Genomic DNA, 18,308 nt, shown 5'->3' on the forward strand with positions numbered 1-18,308 from the left:
CGATCTGGAGACCTTTTCATGACTGACACTTCAATTTCCGCGGGCCTCGCCACCGACACTTCCGCCTCAACCGGCTGGAGCGCCAAGACCTGGCTCGCCATGCTCGGCATGCTTGCCACGAGCTTCGCGCTGGTATCGGCCGAATTCCTGCCAGCAGGGCTTCTCACCCCCATGGCCCGCGACCTCGGTATCAGCGAAGGCATGGCGGGCCAGGTGGTCACGGTGACCGCCATGGTCGGCGCCCTCGCCGCCCTCTTCAGCAATGTCCTCATCGGCCGGATCAACCGCAAGACGGTGCTGGTCGGCCTTAGCGCCCTTGCCATTGCCTCCAATCTGCTGGCCACCTTCGCCACCGATTTCTGGGTGCTGCTGATTGGTCGCGCGGGTCTCGGCATCGCGCTCAGCGCCTTCTGGGCCCTTTCCGTTGCCGTGGTCGCACGACTCGTTGGCACCGGCGCCATCGGCCGTGGCACGGCCATGGTCAGCCTCGGCGTGTCCCTCGCTACCATCGCCGCCCCGTCCATGGGCGCCCTGATCGGCGATTGGCTCGGCTGGCGCAGCGCCATGGGTCTCACCGCCGCCCTCTCCGGCCTGGCCCTCATCCTGCAACTCGTCGGCCTTCCCAGCATGCCCGCCTCGGCCGGCAACAGCATGGGCGACATGGTGCGCCTGCTAAAACGCCGCGGCGTGCAGCTGGGGATGCTCGCCATCATCCTGCTCATGGCTGGCCACATGACCGGTTCGGTCTATGTGCGCCCCTTCCTCGAACAGGTGACGGGCCTTGAAACCGGCATGATCGCCCTCGTGCTCGCCGGCTTCGGCGCCGCCGCGGTGCTGGGCACGATTGCCGGCGGCAAGCTCGCCGACATCGACGCCAGCCGCGCGCTGGCAACGACGGGCGGCATCATGGCCCTGGCCGCGCTCGCCCTCGTCCTTTGGGGTAATCAGATCGCCGCCGCCTTCACCTTCGCCGCGCTCTGGGGTTTTGCCTTCGGCATGGCGCCTGTCGCCCTCCAGGCCAACCTTTCGCGCTCGGCCACCGATGCGCTGGAAAGCTCAGGCAGCCTAATGGTGGTCTCCTTCCAGGTCGCCATCATGACCGGCGCCCTGGTGGGCGGCTATATCGTCGACACCTATTCGGCAGTTGCCAATCTCATGGTCACAGCACTTCTGGCCGGACTCACGCTGGTCCTGGCCCTAGTCCAGCCCAAGCCCAAGCGCTGACAAAACAAAGCCGCCCCCAAAGGGCGGCTTTTCCAACTCTTGCGTCGTGAGTGTCTATCTCTGCCTTGAAGCAAAGGCCCGCAAAAAGGTGCGAACACCAGTCGCGGCCGCCTTTTGCACGGCTTCTCGCGGCGGACGCGTGCAGGGGGCCGTCGGCAGATCCGCAGAAATCAGCGCCACAAAATGCCGGGCCGCGACACTCGCGTCATCGATCTCAAGATAGCCATTGGCCGCAAGACGGGCAAAACAGCCCGCAATAATGGGCCAGTCCTGCCCCGGCCCATAGGCCTGCCAGGTCTGCAACAATTCCGGATACCGCCCCGATTCGCGTTCGAGCAGCCAGCGCAGCGCGCGGCCATCGATATCGCACATGCACGGATCCAGGAGCCGCACCGCAAATTCGGTCAGCGCCGCCTCGACATCATCCGGCCGATCGGGAAACGTCGCCACCGCCGCCATCAATGAGGCGCTCGAGCGCGCCGTCACATCGCGGATAACGGCGATGACCAATTGTTCCTTGTCGCCCAGATGGTTGTAGACCGTCTGGCGGGAAACGCCCGCATCGGCCGCAATGGCGTCGATGCTGATGGCATTGAGCCCGTCGCGCACCACGGCGCGCTTGGCCGCGTCGAGAATGGCACGCAGCTTTCCGGTAGCCTGCGGGGCAAAAGGCGGCGGGGCGAGGTCGATCGTGGACATGCAGAAACCATAGCCCATTCGAGAAAATTAGACAACTGCGTCCAAAATATTGGACACGACATCTTGACCAACTTTTACACTTGTGTCCAAATCCAAGTGTCGCGGCACCTCCCTGCCGCCCCAAATCTTGCTCGAAAACACGCTGACCGCCCGCCCTTGACGCGGGTCGGAGAGGTATTGCCAAATGAACCCCACCATCCTGCGCGCCGCGCTGGTGCTCGGCCTGCTATCGGCCATCGGCCCCTTCGCCATCGATATGTATCTGCCGGCTCTGCCCGCCATTGGCGCCGATCTCGGCGCCGACACGGCCGGCGTCCAGATGAGCCTCATGGCCTTCATGGCCGCCATCGCCGTTTGCCAGCTCTTTTACGGTCCCATCAGCGACATGGTCGGCCGCAAGCCGCCGCTCTATTTCGGCATGGCGCTTTTTGCCATCGGCGCCGTCGGCTGCGCCTTCGCTCCGTCCATCGAATGGCTGGTTGCCGCCCGCTTCCTCCAGGGCGTCGGCGCCTGCGCCGCCATGGCCCTGCCCCGCGCCATTGTGCGCGACGGCTATACCGGAGCCGATGCCGCCCAGCTGCAGAGCCTCCTCATGCTGGTCTTTTCGGTGTCCCCGATTTTGGCCCCGCTCGCCGGCAGCTTGATCGTCGAATTCGGCGGCTGGCGCGACATTTTTTGGGCCATTGCCGGCATCGGCGTCCTGGGCCTGCTGCTGGTCGGCTTCAGCCTCAAGGAAACCCGCCCCAGGCATTTGCGGCTCGATAGCAGCGTTGGCTCGGCCCTGCGCGGCTATGGCCTCCTGCTGCGCGACTGGAATTTCATCGGCCTCTCGATGATCGGCGCCTTCGGCATGTCGAGCTTCATGGCCTATCTCGCCAATTCCTCCTTCGTGCTGATCGAGCACTATGGGCTCAACCCCACGCTCTATAGCGTGATGTTCTCGATCAATGCCGTGTCCTTCATCGGCGTCTCCCAGCTCACCGGCGTCCTCACCCGACGCTATGGCCTCAACGCCATCGTGCGCACGGCGGTAACTGGCTATGTCGTCACCATGCTGGCTCTGGTCGTGATCTACCTCGCCGGCTTCAACCAGTTGCCCGTGCTCGCGACCCTGCTCTTTGTCGGCTACGGCTTCCTCGGCCTCGTCATCCCCACGACCGCCGTACTGGCGCTCGATGGTCACGGCGAAATCGCCGGCACCGCCTCGGCCCTGATGGGCACCTTGCAACTTGTCACTGCAGCTGTGGTCATGGGCGTCGTCGGCAGTTTCTTCGATGGCACGGCCCAGCCCATGGTCATCGGCATCGCCGCCTGCGCCGCCATCGCCTTCGTCCTGACGCGCCTGACCCTCAGGATCGACCCGCAGCCAGTTGCCGCCGAATAATTGGCCGTCCAGTTTCGGCCTCGCCAGAACGGGCGAGGCCGAAAGTCGTTTGCTTACATCAGGTCGCGCGGGAAGGACTGGTCCCAGTTCCGCTCGGCACGGACGAGGCCGTTCTCTTCCACCGACAGTTCGCCCGTCAGGTAGAACGTATCCCGGTCAGACCGCATCTTGGTGACCGTGTCGATCCGAATGCGCCAGCCCTCGCGGCCCATCTCATAGCTCTGCGTCAGCACGTACTCAGCCGAGGTCGGATCATTATCGGCAATGGTCAGTTCGCGCTTGAGGCTGTGGCTGAGCTCCGTGCCGATATCGTCGAAGCGCAAAATGCCTTCGCCGAAGAGACCGCCAATGCCTTCGGTGACATAGGTTGTGGTTCCCGCGACATGATCCTGGCTGGTCCAGCGGCGCACCGTGCCGGGATCAAGCTGGGTGATCGGCGTCGCCGGGCCATGGGCCGGCGGCGGCAGTTTCACTTCACCGGCATCAGCCTTGCGCACCGGCAGCGACAGCGAGCTGTTCGCCGTGTCCACCGTCAGCGTTGCCAGTTCCGGCGACGGCCAGACCATCGGCCAATAGGACGTGCCTATTGCAACGCGGATAGCGTGACCCGCGGCAAAGCGATGGCCGCAATCGTTGAGTTTTACGGTTACGTCGTAGAACTGGCCGGGCACGAGCGCTTCCGGATGCTCATGGCTGTCGCGATGCGTCAGGTTGAGCACCTGGTAGCTGACCCGGGTCACCGTGCCATCGGGCCGCACGTCCGAGAGACGCACCGAGACCTGCGCCACTGGCTTGTCCGAAGCCACACGGAGTTTCAGCACCGGCGCGCCAAGGACGTCAAAGCTCTCAGTCTGCACAAGGGAGTCAAAGACGAGAGCGCCGCCGTCATCGAGACGCTGGTCGGTCGGGTGTTCGCCGACACAGCCGGTGCCCATCCATTCGCCGCCGGCCTTGCCGTGGCTCTGCGGTGAGCAAATGACGAGCATGCCGGCAGGAGCGCTACCGATATAAAGGCCATGGTCACCGCCGAGCTGGAAAAGTTTCGGGGCAATGGACGCAGACGGCCAGTTCGCCTCGCCGACCCAGCGACCGGGTGCATCGGTGCGGGTGCCGGTGGGGGCGACACTGTCATTGATATAGGCGCGAAGATCCGGCTCGTTCATGACGCCGGTGTCCTTGCCCTTGAGCCAATGGTCCCACCAGCGCACCGCTTCCTGGAGGAAACCGATGGCCGGACCGGGAACACCGTCCTGCGGATAGACATGGCCCCAGGGGCCAATGATTGCCTTGCGCGGCGTCTTCAGCCCTTCGAGCAGACGCGGCACGGCATTGGTATAGCTGTCAGCCCAGCCGCCAATGGCGAGCACGGGCACTTCGATATCGGAGAAATCCTCGCAGACCGAACCGTGCTTCCAGTAGCTGTCATAGCGCTGGTGTTCGAGCCAGAGCGCGGGAAAGAACGGCATGTTCTCCACGCGCTTGAGCCAGGCCTCGCGCCAGCCTTCGCCGACAATCTCGGGATCGAGCGGCCGGCTCTGATAGGCCAGCATGATCGTACCCCACCAGAGATTATCGTTGAGCAGCAACCCGCCCATATAGTGGATGTCGTCGGTATAGCGATTGTCGGTCGAATAGGCCGTGATGATGGCCTTGAGGGCAGGCGGGCGGCGAGCCGCAACCTGCAAGCCATTGAAACCGCCCCAGCTCTTGCCCATCATGCCGACATTGCCGTCGCACCAGGGCTGGGCGGCAATCCAAGCGATGACTTCGAGAGCATCGTCCTGTTCCTGCTTGAGATATTCGTCGGCCATATGGCCATCGCTCTCGCCCGTGCCGCGCATGTCGACGCGAATGGCGGCATAGCCATTCTGGGCGAAGAAGCCGTGCATGGGTTCGTCGCGGCCGCGCGTCCCGTCGCGCTTGCGATAGGGGATGTATTCGAGCACGGCCGGGACTTTCGCGTCGCCCTCGGGCAGGAACAGCCGCGCGCCGAGGCGCGTGCCGTTGCTCATGGGTATCCAGATATGTTCGGTGATACGGATCGACATGGGATAGTCCAGTTTTAAGCAGTCGCCTGCTGGCGCTTGGCCAGCACGGTATCGAGCCAGTCGCGGCGCAGCTCGGGCACCGAGGTCACCAGCTCTTCGGTATAGGGGTGGAATGGCGGCTGGAAGATTTCCGCCGTCGGCCCCTGCTCCACGATCTTGCCGCGCTGCATCACAAGCGTACGGTCGGCCAGGCGCCGAACGACGCCGAGATCATGGGTGATGAAGAGGTAGGATAGACCCAGCTCCTGCTGCAGGCTTTTGAGCAGCTTCAAGATGTCTTCCGCCACCAGCGGATCGAGCGCCGACGTGACCTCGTCACAGATGATGAGATCAGGCTTTGCCGCCAGCGCACGAGCAATGCAGACGCGCTGCTTCTGGCCACCCGAAAGGGCACCCGGCAGACGCGTCGCAAAATCCTGCGGCAGGCCGATGAGATCGAGGAGGCGCGCGACTTCCTTCTCCTTGGGCACGTCATGCATGCCGAAGTAGAATTTCATCGGACGCCCGATAATTTCTCCAACCGTCTGGCGCGGGTTCAATGCAACGTCAGGCAGCTGATAAACGAGCTGAATACGCCGCAATTCCTCGCGGCTGCGGTTCTTGTAGGAGCGATCAAGCCGGCGCCCGTCAAAGCTGATCATGCCCGCCGACGTTGGCAGAAGACCGGCAATGGCGCGGGCAAGGGTCGACTTGCCCGAACCGGATTCACCCACCACCGCCAGCGTTTCGCCCCGGCGCAGATTGCACGAGATGTCGTCGAGCACTGGCGTCTTGCCGTAATAGGCGTGCACGCCACTGACATCGAGCAGCACATCGCCGACCTTATGCTTCTCGACAGCACCCGAGAGATTGCCCTGCCGCTCGGCAACGAGCATGCGGGTATATTCCTGGCGCGGCGCTTCGAGCACCTGCTCCGCCGTCCCCTCTTCCACCATCTTGCCATGGCGCAGCACCATGATGCGATTGGCGATCTGCGCCACGACTGCAAGGTCATGGGTGATGTAAAGGGCCGAAGTATTGTAGCGCTGGATGAGGCTACGCAGCAGCGCCAAAACCTCGATCTGCGTCGTCACGTCGAGCGCTGTGGTCGGCTCGTCGAGAACGATGATGTCGGGGCGGCAGGACATGGCCATGGCCACCATGGCGCGCTGCAGCTGCCCACCGGAAACCTGATGCGGATAGCGCTCCCCAAAGGTTTCGGGGTTCGGCAGCTGCAGAGTCTTCAGCAGTTCCAGCTTCCACGCCTCGGCTTCGGGCCGTGTCATCTTGCCATGATAAAGCGCGCCTTCGACGATCTGCTCGCCGATGCGGATGGCCGGATTGAACGCCGCCGCGGCCGATTGCGCCACATAGGCAATCCGGGCCCCGCGCATGTTTTCGCGGGCGGCGCGATTGCCTTCCATCAGCGAGACACCGCCGATGTCGATAGTGCCGCCAACAATGCGGCAACCACCACGGCCATAGCCCATGGCCGCAAGCCCAATGGTCGACTTGCCCGCACCGGATTCGCCGATCAGCCCCAGCACTTCGCCGGGCGCGAGATCGAGATCGATCCCATCAACCAGCAGATTGCCATTGGGCGCCGCGACTTTGAGACCGCGAATAGTAAGAACATTGCTCATCGATCGGCTCCCTGCACTGCGGCACCGGAATTGAGCAGCCAGTCGACCACGAGATTGACCCCGATCGTAAGAAGCGCAATCGCGGCAGCCGGGAAGAGCGGCGCGTAGAGGCCGTACAAAATGGCCTGCTGGTTGTCCTTCACCATGCCACCCCAATCCGCGAACGGCGGCTGGATGCCGAGGCCAAGGAAGGAAAGGCCGGCAACAAAGAGGAAGGTGAAGCAGAAGCGCATGCCGAATTCCGCGATCAGCGGCGGCAGCGCATTGGGCAGGATTTCGCGGGTGATCAACCAGCCAAGGCTTTCGCCGCGCAAACGGGCGGTTTCGGCATATTCGAGCACCGAAATACCCTGCGCCACGACACGAGCCAATCGGAACACACGGGTGCTGTCGAGCAGCGCGATGGTGAAGATCAGCACCGGCACTGAGGAGCCTAGCGCCTGCAAAACCACCAGCGCTGAAATCAGCACTGGAATGCACATGACGGTATCGACGATACGCGAGAGCACCGTGTCGACCCAGCCGCCAAACAGCGCCGCCACGAACCCCAGCGGAATACCGATCGAGAACGAAATCAACGAAGCCGCCAGCGACACGCCGATCGACATCTGCGCCCCGGCAAGCAGGCGAGAAAACATGTCGCGGCCGTTCTGGTCGAGACCGAACCAGAACTGCGCCGATGGAGGATCGAAGGGCGCGCCAACGATCTCGTTCATGCCATATGGCGCGAGCATCGGCCCGAAGACGAAGACGAGGAGGTTGAGCGTCACGATGGTGAGCCCGAGCCAGGCGGAAATGGGGATGGCTTTGAGCTTGGCTCTCATCGCGGATGCCTCAGACGGGGATTGAGGGCGATGGCGGCGATATCGGCAATGGAATTGAGGATGACGTAAGCCGCCCCGAAAACCATGGCCGCTGCCTGCACCAGCGGCAGGTCGCGCTTGGCGACGGCATCGACCATGAAGCGCCCGAGCCCGTTATAGTTGAAGATGGCTTCCACCAGCACGACACCGGTAATGAGGTAGGCGATATTGAATGCCACCACATTGACGATGGGCGCGGCAGCATTGGGCAGCGCATGACGCAAGACGACACGCTTGGTCCGCAGACCCTTCAAAAACGCCGTTTCCACATAGGCCTGGTCCATGACCGAAAGCACGGCGGTGCGCGTCATGCGCATCATCTGCGCCACGGTGACGAGCACCAGGGTCAAAGCCGGCAGGGTCGTCGCGCGCAGCCAATCACCAAAGCTCATGCCAGAATAGGTATCGGCAAGGCTCGGCAGCAGGTTGAACTGCACCGAAAGGAAGAGGATCAGCAGCAGCCCGAGGAAATATTCGGGCAAGGACACAAAGGCCAGCGCCACGATATTGATGCCGCGGTCGAACATGCCACCGCGACGCACGGCTGCGGCGAGGCCCAGCAGCACGGCGATCGGCACCGAGACCAATGCGGCATAGGCGGCGAGCGCCATGGTATTGCCGAAACGCGGCCAGAGGAGGTCTGCGACGGGCTGGCGATTGGCGAGCGACATGCCGAGATCGCCGGTCACGAAACCATGGAGCCAGGTCAGGTAACGCTGCCAGGCGGGAAGATCGAGGCCGAGATCCTGTCGGAGAGCAGCCAGCGATTCCGGCGTTGCATTCTGTCCGAGAATTGCCGAGGCGACGTCGCCCGGCAGGAGCTGGGTGCCCGCGAAAATCAACGCGGACACCAGCAGGAGCGTCAGGATCCCAAGCGCGACACGCTTAAGGATGAGTTTGATCATTATGCTTCCAGCCAGACCTTTTCGGCCAGGCGTGCGCCCATGAAGTTGAACATCGGATGGGTGGTCACGCCGCCGAGTTTTGTCGACACAGCGTCGAGATAGTCGCCGAACATCGGGATCATCGCACCACCGTCGTCGGAAATCATCTGCTGCAGTTCCGCGTAGATTTCCTTGCGCTTGGCATTGTCGAGTAGCGCACGGGCTTCGATGAGCTTGGCGTCGAACGCCTCGTTCTTCCAGTGCGTGTCGTTCTGTGCAGAGGTCGAGGAATAGGCGATGGTGAGCATCTGGTCGGCCGTCGGACGACCACCCCAGTAACCCATCGAGAACGGCGCCTTCATCCAGACATTGGACCAGTAGCCATCGCTCGGCTCACGCTTGATCGAAAGCGTAATGCCCGAGGCGGCAGCCGTGCCCTGGAAGATGGCGGCAGCGTCAACAGCACCCGAGAAGGCCGCATCCGAAGCCGAGAGCTCGATGTTGAGAGAGTCGAGACCGGCTTCCTTCAAATAGAACTTGGACTTTTCGGGATCGTAAGCACGCTGCGGCAGGTCGGCGGCATAGAACGGGTCGGTGACCGGGATCGGGTGGTCGTTGCCAAGCTTGCCGTAACCGCGGAGGGCCGTGGTGAGCAGCTGCTCGCGATCGATCGCGTACTTGATGGCCATGCGGACATTGTTGTCGGCATAGACGCCCTGCGTGCAATCCATCAGGAAGGTGAAGTGCTGGCCACCGGCCGACTGCACGACTTCAAGGTTGGGATTGCGCTTGAGCAGATCAACGGTCTTGAAGTCGAGCTGGTTGATGGCGTGCACCTGGCCGCTCATCATCGCATTGGTACGGGCCGCGATATCGTTGATGACGATGACTTCGACCGCATCGACCCAAGCCGTATTCGGCTTCCAGTAGCTTTCGTTGCGGATAAAGCGCGCACGCACGCCCGGTTCATAGCTTTCGAGCACGAAAGGACCGGTGCCGATCGGCTTGGTCCAGTCCTCAAAGCCTTCCGGCACGATGAGGAAGTGATAATCGGAAAGAATATAGGGAAGATCGGCATTGCCGCTGTCGAGCACGATCTTGATCTCGGTATCCGAAACCTTGACCACGTCGGTGAACTGGCCGGCCGTCGAACGCGCTGCCGAGGTCGAAGCCTCGCCGCGGTGCAGATTCAGCGAATAAAGGATGTCTTCGGCAGTCAGCGTCTTGCCATTGTGGAAGGTAACGCCCTGACGGATCTTGAAGGTCCATTCCTTGGCATCGGCCGAAGGTTCCCAGCTTTCGAACAGCTCGGGCTGGACCATGTTGTCCTTGTCGATTTCGACGAGGCCGTTGAAGGTCATGTAAGCCTGGTTGACCGGCACCCAGTCCTGCAAGACGCGAATATCGAAATTGTCGGTGGTGGAACCGCCGCCGATACCGAGCTTGAGGACACCACCACGCTTGGGCGTTGCTTCCTGCGCGAAGGCGGACGGCACGATAAGGCCGCTGGCGAGAGTGGTGAGACCGAGCCCTGCTGCACCAGCGATGAACTGGCGGCGGCTCAGGTCGAATGACGACTTGTTCTGCGACATATTCCTACCTTGTTTTTTGACTTACCGCCGTCTGCGCACGCACAGGAGGAGGTGTCCCCATGGCCGAAATACTAGTGGGCAAATGGCGATGCCCGGCATGATTTATTCTCATACCCCTATCAGAATCCATCGTGCAGGATTTCGTCGCTACCATGAATAGATGGCGCTTATTGGGTGGAACAGCGCATCCCCAGAGCTGCGCGACTGCCCCGTTTCTTGACTATATTGCAGCGCCCCCGCGGCGCGTTCGGGAGCATTTGAGATGGAGCTTGCGACTGCCATAGGGCTCATCGGCGCAGTGGCCTATCTGGCCGGCTACGCCTTGATCCAGATGCGCGTGCTCACCATCGATGACGGCCGCTATGCGGCACTGAACGTCCTCGGTGGCCTGGCCCTGATCTATTCCCTGCTCTGGAATTTCAACCTTGGCTCCTTCCTGACCCAGGTCGCCTGGTTGATCTTCACGGTCGTCGGCTATGTCCATAGCCGCCACCGGCGCCGCAAGGCGGGTGCCGCCAACCAGTAGGCCTAATCAGCTGTCATTGTTGGCATTGTGCGCGATCAGCCAGTCGCTGACTTCGCGCACGATCCGGCGTTGATGCCGATCGGCGGGACGCATGAGATAGAAGCGCCCCTCGGACTGCATCATGTGATCATGCACGGGCACCAGCGTGCCGGCTTCGAGCTGCTCGCGGATCAACCAGGTCCAGCCCAGCACATAGCCCCCGCCCTGCATCGCCGCTGCGACGCAGAGCCCGTAGTCACCCAAAAGCCACCGGCGCTGTCCTTCCGGCGGCGTCAGCCCTGCGCTCTGCCACCATTGCGGCCAGTCCTGCCATTCGCGCATCGTGTCCTCGATGCCGATGATCACCGGATCTGGCACGTCCATGAGAGGCGGCAGGCCCGGCGCGGCCACTGGCACGATTTCCTCGCGCCCCAGCACGATCAGGTTGACCCCGGCCGGACGTTCGCTGCGATAGAAAACCGCGAGATCGAATTCATCGAGGCGCAGATGCACGATGTCGTCAGTCACCTTGAGCCGCAGCTCAAGCCCCGGAATTTCAAGCTGCATGCGCTTGAGCAGCGGCATGAACCACTGATCGGCAATACCGCGCGAACAGGCAATGGTGACCTGGCGCGGCCCGGCCCAACTGCGCACACCCTCGGTGACCGCCGCAACTTCGCCGAGCACGCGCGAAATATCGGCAGCATAGGCCTCGCCGACATGTGTCAGATGCACGCCATGCACGGCGCGGGTGAAGAGTTTTGAGCCGATAAAGGCCTCGAGCTTGCCGATCTGCCGGCTGACCGCACTCTGCGTCAGCCCCAGTTCGAGGCCCGCGCGCGAAAAACTGCCGAGGCGCGATGCCGCTTCGAAGACGACAAGCGCATTGAGCGGCGGCAATTTCTGCAATTTCGCCATTGTAAACTTCGACGCGCGCCGTTGATCGGCCGATTGACACCAACAGGCTTCGGCTTATCGCACCGCGCAAAGGCGCGCATCTTATTTCGCTTTCCTGGCCGCGCTTGCTACTGGCGCGGCGCCTCCACGCCATAGGCCTGGGCGATGTCATCGAGCACGAGATTGGCCGCCAATATCCCCCCGGCAATGTTCCACACGGCGTCGTCGACCCGGTGGATTGCACCAGCCTTGACCGCACCGAGGCCAAGCCAAAGCGGGCTCGCCGTCCATTCGGTTTCGACCGCCAACCCCTCGCCGTCACCACTATCGCGCGTAAAATAGAAGATGCGATCGCCATCCATTTCCGGAATGCGCTCCATGGTGATTTCCTGATTGTCGGTCAGTGCCGCCTGTATGGCCGGTCGGGCAAAACCGATGCGTCGCAGGATATCGCCGGCAAATGTATCGGGAGCACGCAGGCTCGTGCGCCCGCCGCCGCGGAAGCGGACCAGCGAAATCTCTTCGGAGACCTTGTCGCCCAGAGCGACCTTCAACGCGGCAATGCGCTCTTCAAACGCCTTCACCCCAGCCTCGCCCTCAGCCTCAAGGCCAAGCGCTTCGGCATAGAGCTGATAGTTTTCGAGCCATTTGCCGTCGAAGACGTCGGCCATCACGGTTGGCGACATGGCGGAAAGCTGCTCGTAAATGCCTTCGTGACGCACCTTGATGCCAAGGATCAGGTCCGGTTCGAGCGCGGCAATGGCTTCAAGGTTCGGCGCGTCCTCGGCGCCGATCTCGGTCACCTCGACCATCGCGTCAGCGATATGTGGATACCAGGGCTCTCCGACTGTCGAGCGCACCGCCGCGATTGGCGTCACCCCCAGATCGAGAAGGGCCTCGGTGCCTTCATTGGTGAGGATCACGACCCGCTGCGGCGCGTCGGGCACGCTCGTCACGCCCATGGCATGGGTGACGTCACGGGCCTGCGCCGCCCCCGTAGCAATCAACGTGGCTAAGACAAGGGCGGGAAGGATTGGTCTGGTCTTTTTCATCATGTCCTCGCGGATGGGCAGTGATCTTCTGCCATAGGCGCTATAAAACATGAATGTAGTAGTCAAATTATCTGATCAGCTGTCCCGACGAGCCCGCCGCCCGCTGGTTCGACGCTGCACGATGCGGGCGCGCAGCAATTGCAGCCGCTCCAGACTATCGAGCGAAGCCTGTTGTTCCATGGCGGCGACACCCATGATGATCGCCTCAAGACAGACCAGCGTCGCACCATGCAGCGGGGCCCCATCCGGACCACTGCGCCGGATTTCGAGCACCGCACTGGCTGCCTTGAGGATTGGCTTTTCCGCACTCTCGGTCACAACGACCATGGGCAGGCCCCGGTTACGCGCCTCCTCCATCAGCACTTCCACTTCGGGATAGGCGCGGCCGAAAAACAGCATGAGCACAGCATCGCCCTCGCGCAGGGTCAGCATCTGTTCGGCAAGGTCGAAGCCGGTGGCATCGAGCAGCAGAACCGGCTTGCCATGGCGGGCCAACATGCGCACGGCATAGGCCGCAATCAGACCCGATGTGCCGGTGCCAAACACCACGACGCGCTGGGCCTTGTGGAGGAGATCAACCGCAACAGGAATGGCCCGGCGTGCATCGCCTTCCGCCAGGTTCGCGATCAATTGTGCCTCGTGATCCAGAACAAGATCGATGGCGCCATCGACATCCTGATCGACCGATGCCAGAGCGCGCTGCAGGTTCCGAACATGCGTCGGTGCCGCACCCAGCGTTCCGGCAATCGCCTTCTTGAGTTCAGTCAGGCCCGAAAAGCCGAGCGCCCTTGCCGCGCGCACCACCGTCGCGTCCGAAACGCCGATCAGCCCGCCGATCTTCAGCGCGCTCAGCTCCAGCACATCCCCACGATTTTCATCGAAGAGGGCCGCCGCCTTGCGCAGCTTCGGCGACAGCTTCGTCGCCCTGCTGCGCAGGCGCGCGGAGAGCCTGTCCAAGGGAGGCGAAGCAGCGTTCTCGGCCATGATGCAGATCGGTCCAAAATGTAGCAAAAACACGCTACTACATTTTTCGCACGCGAACCGCTGCAGATTTGCGCGCTAGACGGCCGAAACCTTTGCCACCTGCACGACCTCGGCCAGCGGCACCGTACGCAGCGTCGGGGCGGTCTCCGCATCGAGCCCAATAGCGAGGCGCACATAGCTCTCTGTCGGACAGATCTGCGCGTGGGGATCAAAGCCCACCCATCCAAGGCCTTCATCGAGAGCCTCCGCCCAGGCGTGGAGCCCATCTTCTCCATCCACAAGCCGATAGCCGACAACGTAGCGCGCCGGAATATCAAGCGCCCGCGCCGCACCAATGAAGAGGTGCGCATAGTCCGCCGCGGGCGGCCGTGGCTCGCCTGCTTCGGCAACCTCCTGCACCTGCGCCTGCCCGCCATTCGCCTGCATCTGCTGCGGCGCCTTCGGCTCTTCGGGCAGCCCCAGCTCTTCTCCGACGCGCGCCATCAGAGCATGACAAATGCTCAGGCGGTTTTCCTTGGCGTTGCGAAACGGCTCATAAAGCGCCTCCGGCGCCTTGGCCGCTTCCGTGAGCCGCCGATAGAGCGCCGGCACCGGCTCGCCACTGGGACGCCCCAGCACACCATGACTATCGCGCGTCGTCACCTCGCCGCGCACATGGATGTTGATCTCGCCTTCAGGCCGCAACTGATTGACGAGATGCGCCGCATTGCCAAAACCATCGGTGAAGCGCCCCGCATTGCCGATTCCCGGCCCCTCGACACTCCAGCTTTCCACCGTCTGCGTCGGCCCGCTCGGCGGGGTCAGCAGCAGGTGGAAAACAGCCTCGCCCCGTGCCTTCCGGCAGGGTCAGGCTCAGTCGATGGTCAATGGCAATCCGCATGGAGTGAGCTCAGTAGAAATTGTAGCTGGCCGACAACGTGTCGGTCACCCGGTTGTTGCCGTCAATGAAGTCGTTGAGAAATTCGTGGAGGCCATGGGTAAAAATCTGATCCATGTTCGTCCCCTCGACGAGCTTGAGGAGATCATCCATCGCGTCGTGACACGCCTCGCGCCGCCCATAAAGCTTGGCGAGCAGGTTGAGATTGTCGCGCACGAAATGCGCGCAATAGATCAGCGAGCGCGGCATTTCCGTCCGAAGGATCAGGAAATCGGCAATGTTATGGGCCTTGTAGCGGTCGTGATAGACGTGCCCGTAAGACCGATGCGCCGAAGCCGCCCTCAAAATTAGCGTCCACTGCTGGATGTCGATTTCCCCACCAACGAGGCTCGATCGCGGCAGCAGCACGTAATATTTCATGTCGAGAATACGCGCCGTATTGTCGGCCCGCTCGACAAAATTGCCCGCCTGCAAAAACGCAAAGCCGTCGTCGCGCAAAATGGTGCCGAGCAGCGCCCCGCGGAATTCATGACTGCGCTGCCGCACCCATTGCAGGAGCCCGAGCAGTTTCGCCCCGCGCACATCGCGTGGCTTGATCTGCGAAAATTCGAGCCAGGCCCCGTTCATGCTCTCCCACATGTCCGTGGTGATCGCGGTGCGGACCGAACGCGCATTGGTACGCGCCGCCTGCAGGCACGAATAGACCGATGACGGATTGGCCGGATCAAACATCATGAAATAGGCGACGGTGTCGACATCGGCGACCTCGTGCCTTTCGGCGAAGGCCTCATCCATTTCCGCTGCCTGCAGCATGGAAATCAGATGCTCGCTCGCCCCGCCCTCGCGGCGGCTGGTGAGCGACATGCGGTAGCCAACCTCCAAGAGGCGCGCCATGTTCTCGGCGCGCTCCACATAGCGTGAAAGCCAGAAAAGGTTTTGTGCGGTACGTCCCAGCATTCTCATGACTAGTCTTCCAGCACCCAGGTATCCTTGGTCCCGCCGCCCTGCGACGAGTTCACCACCAAAGACCCCTTCTTCAACGCCACGCGCGTCAGCCCGCCGGGCGTGATCCGCACCTCATCCCCCACCAGCACATAGGGCCGCAAATCCACGTGGCGCGGCGCGACATCATTGTTGATATGCGTGGGGCAGGTCGAGAGCGCCAGCGTCGGCTGCACGATGTAATTGTCCGGCCGCGCGATGATCTTCTTCTTGAATTCCTCGTGCTGCGCCTTGGTCGAGGTCGGCCCGACCATCATGCCATAGCCGCCCGAACCGTGGACTTCCTTGACCACGAGTTCCGCGATGTTTTCGAGCACCCAGGCGCGCTGGTCTACATCAGTACAGTTATAAGTCGGCACGTTATTCAGCAGCGCCTTCTCGCCGAGATAGAATTCGATGATCTCGGGCACATAGGTGTAGACCGCCTTGTCGTCGGCAATCCCGGTACCCGGCGCGTTGACGAGGGTGACGTTCCCCGCCCGATAGGCATCGAAAATGCCCGGCACGCCCAGCATGGAATCGGGCTTGAAAGTCAGTGGATCGAGATAATCATCATCGATGCGGCGATAGATGACATCGACCCGCTCCGGCCCCGTCGTCGTCCGCATATAGACCTTGCCGCCATCGACGAAGAGATCCTGCCCCTCGCAAAGCTGCGCACCCATCTGGTCGGCCAGGAACGAGTGCTCAAAGTAGGCGGAGTTATAAATACCCGGCGTCAGCACTGCGATCACCGGATTGCGCCCCGCCCCTGCCGGCGCCACGCTTTCGAGCGTCCGCCGCAGGTTTTCGGGATAAGTTTCTACGGGCGCGACCTTGCTCCGCTGGAACAGGTCCGGCGCCAGCATCATCATCGCCTCGCGGTCCTCCAGCATATAGGAGACGCCCGAAGGGGTACGGAGGTTGTCCTCCAGCACATAGAATTCGTCCGGCCCCACCCGCACGATATCGACGCCGATGATATGCGCATAAACACCCCGCGCCGGCTCCAGCCCCATCATCTGCGGACAGAAGGCCGCATTGTTGAGGATGAGCTTTTCCGGAATCCGCCCGGCCTTCAAAATCTCCTGGCGGTGATAGATGTCATAGAGGAAAGCATTGAGCGCCTTGACCCGCTGCTCGATACCCCGCGACAGCTTGCGCCATTCGTTGGCGGCAATGATGCGCGGAATGACATCGAAGGGAATGACCTTCTCGGTGCCCTCTTCCGAACCATAGACGGCAAAGGTGATGCCGAGTTTTCGGAAGATCGCCTCCGCGTCGGCCTGCATCAGCGCCAGCCCCTTTTCGGGCTGTTCACCCAGCCATTCGCTGAGGGCGCGGTAAGGTTCGCGGACAGATCCATCCGCATTGTACATTTCGTCAAACGGCGTGTTTTCGCCCATTACTCTTCGCAGGTTTGATACGGCTTTCCCATCGCCAAACCATTGCTACACAATTGGTCGCTGCCGTCCAGACGATCAAAGCCATGAGGTGCCGCTTTTTAGTGCAGGTCAGCCTTGCGCTGGGCCCGCACAAAATGCTCTCATTCGCGCGGGACGATTTGTGCTCATCCCGCCTTGCCTCTCCCGCCTCAGCGGCTAGTCTCAAGCCCGAGAGAGGAAATTCCCATGACCATCGAGATTCTGCAGACCGGCCCGCTTCTGGCCTCCTGCGAAAAAGCCCTTGCCGAGCGCTACACCGTCCACAAGCTGCACGAGATCGCCGACAAGGATGCCTGGCTTGCCGTTAACGGCGCCCGCATCCGCGCCCACGCCGGCTCCGGCGTGCAGAAGCCGCTGATGGAGAAGCTGCCCAATCTCGAAATCATCGCCAGCTTCGGTGTCGGCTACGATAATATCGACACGGCAACGGCCAAGGCGCGCAACATCCGCGTCACCAATACGCCCGACGTGCTCAACGATGCCGTCGCCGAAATCACCATCGGCCTGATGATTTCCCTCGCCCGCCGCATTCCGCAGGGCGACCAGTTCGTGCGCCAAGGCAAATGGCCAGGCAATAATTTCGGCCTCTTCTCCGAACTGACCGGCAAGACCGTCGGCATTCTGGGCCTCGGCCGCATCGGCAAGGAAATCGCCACCCGCGCCCAGGCCATGAAGATGCGCGTCGTCTATTACGGCCGCCATCAGCAGCCCTCTGTGCCCTATATCTACTACAACAATCTCGAAGACATGGCCCGCGACAGCGATTGGCTCGTCATCATCGCCCCCGGCGGCAAGGGCACCGAGCGGATCGTCTCGCGAAAAGTCCTCGAAGCCCTCGGCCCCAAGGGCATGCTGGTCAACGTCGCCCGCGGCACCCTGGTCGACGAGCCCGCCATGGTCGAACTCCTGCAAAACGGCGGCCTCGGCGGCGCGGCTTTGGACGTGTTCGAGAAAGAACCACAGGTTCCCGAAGCCCTGCTCGGCCTCGACAATGTCGTTCTCTCCCCCCACCAGGGCAGTGCCACCAACCAGACCCGTGACGCCATGGGCGCGCTGCTGGTGGCCAATCTCGAACGGCATTTTGCCGGCGAACCGCTGATCTCGGCAGTGGTTTAAGAACTCCCGCGTCGGCCTACGCACCGGCCCGGCACCTCCCCCTTGACGGGGGAGGATGGGAGGGGGTGCGGGAGCCACGATTTCTGAGTGTGTGAGCACCCCTCCCCTTCCCTCCCCGTCAAGGGCAGGGTGTCG

The 18,308-nt window shown here is 62.3% G+C and carries 16 protein-coding genes; 4 read left to right on the top strand and 12 right to left on the bottom strand.

Features of this window, described 5'->3' with window-relative positions:
- Positions 1 to 18: 18 nt before the first annotated feature.
- Entirely contained in the window at positions 19 to 1,224 is a 1,206-nt protein-coding gene (locus NVV77_RS18370; RefSeq protein ID WP_295415395.1) for an MFS transporter, read from the top strand.
- A gap of 54 nt (positions 1,225 to 1,278) precedes the next feature.
- Here NVV77_RS18370 and NVV77_RS18375 read toward each other — a convergent pair whose 3' ends face one another.
- Positions 1,279 to 1,923, bottom strand: a complete 645-nt coding sequence (locus NVV77_RS18375) for a TetR/AcrR family transcriptional regulator (protein WP_295415396.1) — start codon at positions 1,921 to 1,923, stop codon at positions 1,279 to 1,281.
- A gap of 184 nt (positions 1,924 to 2,107) precedes the next feature.
- Here NVV77_RS18375 and NVV77_RS18380 point away from each other — a divergent pair, with 184 nt between their 5' ends.
- Positions 2,108 to 3,307: a multidrug effflux MFS transporter gene (locus NVV77_RS18380; RefSeq protein ID WP_295415397.1), complete on the top strand. Its 1,200-nt coding sequence runs from the start codon at positions 2,108 to 2,110 to the stop codon at positions 3,305 to 3,307.
- A 53-nt stretch (positions 3,308 to 3,360) separates the two neighbouring features.
- Here the strand turns inward: NVV77_RS18380 and NVV77_RS18385 are convergent, their stop codons facing one another.
- From NVV77_RS18385 to NVV77_RS18405, 5 genes are read right to left on the bottom strand one after another with little or no spacing between them, the layout of a single operon-like run.
- Positions 3,361 to 5,355: a CocE/NonD family hydrolase gene (locus tag NVV77_RS18385; protein ID WP_295415398.1), complete on the bottom strand. Its 1,995-nt coding sequence runs from the start codon at positions 5,353 to 5,355 to the stop codon at positions 3,361 to 3,363.
- 14 nt (positions 5,356 to 5,369) lie between these two features.
- Positions 5,370 to 6,977 carry an ABC transporter ATP-binding protein gene (locus NVV77_RS18390; RefSeq protein WP_295415399.1) on the bottom strand — a complete coding sequence of 536 codons (1,608 nt, stop codon included), beginning with the start codon at positions 6,975 to 6,977 and terminating at the stop codon, positions 5,370 to 5,372.
- Complete coding sequence (locus NVV77_RS18395) at positions 6,974 to 7,801, bottom strand: ABC transporter permease (RefSeq protein WP_295415400.1); 828 nt, start codon at positions 7,799 to 7,801, stop codon at positions 6,974 to 6,976. The genes NVV77_RS18390 and NVV77_RS18395 overlap by 4 nt, the downstream gene beginning before the upstream one ends.
- Positions 7,798 to 8,745, bottom strand: coding sequence for an ABC transporter permease (locus NVV77_RS18400; protein WP_295415401.1), 948 nt, complete (start codon positions 8,743 to 8,745; stop codon positions 7,798 to 7,800). The genes NVV77_RS18395 and NVV77_RS18400 overlap by 4 nt, the downstream gene beginning before the upstream one ends.
- Positions 8,745 to 10,316, bottom strand: coding sequence for an ABC transporter substrate-binding protein (locus NVV77_RS18405; RefSeq protein ID WP_295415402.1), 1,572 nt, complete (start codon positions 10,314 to 10,316; stop codon positions 8,745 to 8,747). Before NVV77_RS18405 ends, NVV77_RS18400 begins: the two co-directional genes overlap by 1 nt.
- 262 nt (positions 10,317 to 10,578) lie before the next feature.
- Between NVV77_RS18405 and NVV77_RS18410 the strand changes: the two genes are divergently transcribed.
- Positions 10,579 to 10,842: a cyclic nucleotide-binding protein gene (locus NVV77_RS18410; protein ID WP_295415403.1), complete on the top strand. Its 264-nt coding sequence runs from the start codon at positions 10,579 to 10,581 to the stop codon at positions 10,840 to 10,842.
- Between the two features lie 6 nt (positions 10,843 to 10,848).
- Here the strand turns inward: NVV77_RS18410 and NVV77_RS18415 are convergent, their stop codons facing one another.
- From NVV77_RS18415 to NVV77_RS18440, 6 genes are all read right to left on the bottom strand, one after another.
- The gene (locus NVV77_RS18415; RefSeq protein ID WP_295415404.1) at positions 10,849 to 11,739 is read right to left on the bottom strand and encodes a LysR substrate-binding domain-containing protein; all 891 of its coding nucleotides are present in this window, start codon (positions 11,737 to 11,739) and stop codon (positions 10,849 to 10,851) included.
- A 107-nt stretch (positions 11,740 to 11,846) separates the two neighbouring features.
- The gene (locus NVV77_RS18420; protein ID WP_295415405.1) at positions 11,847 to 12,770 is read right to left on the bottom strand and encodes an ABC transporter substrate-binding protein; all 924 of its coding nucleotides are present in this window, start codon (positions 12,768 to 12,770) and stop codon (positions 11,847 to 11,849) included.
- A 75-nt stretch (positions 12,771 to 12,845) separates the two neighbouring features.
- Positions 12,846 to 13,754 carry a MurR/RpiR family transcriptional regulator gene (locus NVV77_RS18425; protein WP_295415406.1) on the bottom strand — a complete coding sequence of 303 codons (909 nt, stop codon included), beginning with the start codon at positions 13,752 to 13,754 and terminating at the stop codon, positions 12,846 to 12,848.
- A gap of 75 nt (positions 13,755 to 13,829) precedes the next feature.
- Positions 13,830 to 14,564, bottom strand: coding sequence for a transglutaminase domain-containing protein (locus tag NVV77_RS18430; protein ID WP_295416212.1), 735 nt, complete (start codon positions 14,562 to 14,564; stop codon positions 13,830 to 13,832).
- A 79-nt stretch (positions 14,565 to 14,643) separates the two neighbouring features.
- A complete protein-coding gene (locus tag NVV77_RS18435) occupies positions 14,644 to 15,588 on the bottom strand; it encodes an alpha-E domain-containing protein (protein ID WP_295415407.1) in 945 nt (314 codons plus the stop codon).
- An 8-nt stretch (positions 15,589 to 15,596) separates the two neighbouring features.
- Entirely contained in the window at positions 15,597 to 17,018 is a 1,422-nt protein-coding gene (locus tag NVV77_RS18440) for a circularly permuted type 2 ATP-grasp protein (protein ID WP_295415408.1), read from the bottom strand.
- A gap of 225 nt (positions 17,019 to 17,243) precedes the next feature.
- Here NVV77_RS18440 and NVV77_RS18445 point away from each other — a divergent pair, with 225 nt between their 5' ends.
- Positions 17,244 to 18,173, top strand: a complete 930-nt coding sequence (locus tag NVV77_RS18445) for a 2-hydroxyacid dehydrogenase (RefSeq protein WP_295415409.1) — start codon at positions 17,244 to 17,246, stop codon at positions 18,171 to 18,173.
- Positions 18,174 to 18,308 lie beyond the last annotated feature (135 nt).

It is taken from the genome of Devosia sp. (assembly GCF_024707125.1).
Taxonomy (GTDB): Bacteria; Pseudomonadota; Alphaproteobacteria; order Rhizobiales; family Devosiaceae; genus Devosia.

Bases quoted from the DNA above. Each gene is read 5' to 3' on its own strand.
- NVV77_RS18445 (WP_295415409.1), top strand. From the start codon at position 17,244: ATGACCATCGAGATTCTGCAGACCGGCCCGCTTCTGGCCTCCTGCGAA.
- NVV77_RS18415 (WP_295415404.1), bottom strand. From the start codon at position 11,739: ATGGCGAAATTGCAGAAATTGCCGCCGCTCAATGCGCTTGTCGTCTTC.
- NVV77_RS18425 (WP_295415406.1), bottom strand. From the start codon at position 13,754: ATGGCCGAGAACGCTGCTTCGCCTCCCTTGGACAGGCTCTCCGCGCGC.
- NVV77_RS18400 (WP_295415401.1), bottom strand. From the start codon at position 8,745: ATGATCAAACTCATCCTTAAGCGTGTCGCGCTTGGGATCCTGACGCTC.
- NVV77_RS18370 (WP_295415395.1), top strand. From the start codon at position 19: ATGACTGACACTTCAATTTCCGCGGGCCTCGCCACCGACACTTCCGCC.
- NVV77_RS18435 (WP_295415407.1), bottom strand. From the start codon at position 15,588: ATGCTGGGACGTACCGCACAAAACCTTTTCTGGCTTTCACGCTATGTG.
- NVV77_RS18440 (WP_295415408.1), bottom strand. From the start codon at position 17,018: ATGGGCGAAAACACGCCGTTTGACGAAATGTACAATGCGGATGGATCT.
- NVV77_RS18395 (WP_295415400.1), bottom strand. From the start codon at position 7,801: ATGAGAGCCAAGCTCAAAGCCATCCCCATTTCCGCCTGGCTCGGGCTC.
- NVV77_RS18390 (WP_295415399.1), bottom strand. From the start codon at position 6,977: ATGAGCAATGTTCTTACTATTCGCGGTCTCAAAGTCGCGGCGCCCAAT.
- NVV77_RS18385 (WP_295415398.1), bottom strand. From the start codon at position 5,355: ATGTCGATCCGTATCACCGAACATATCTGGATACCCATGAGCAACGGC.
- NVV77_RS18410 (WP_295415403.1), top strand. From the start codon at position 10,579: ATGGAGCTTGCGACTGCCATAGGGCTCATCGGCGCAGTGGCCTATCTG.
- NVV77_RS18375 (WP_295415396.1), bottom strand. From the start codon at position 1,923: ATGTCCACGATCGACCTCGCCCCGCCGCCTTTTGCCCCGCAGGCTACC.
- NVV77_RS18380 (WP_295415397.1), top strand. From the start codon at position 2,108: ATGAACCCCACCATCCTGCGCGCCGCGCTGGTGCTCGGCCTGCTATCG.
- NVV77_RS18405 (WP_295415402.1), bottom strand. From the start codon at position 10,316: ATGTCGCAGAACAAGTCGTCATTCGACCTGAGCCGCCGCCAGTTCATC.
- NVV77_RS18420 (WP_295415405.1), bottom strand. From the start codon at position 12,770: ATGAAAAAGACCAGACCAATCCTTCCCGCCCTTGTCTTAGCCACGTTG.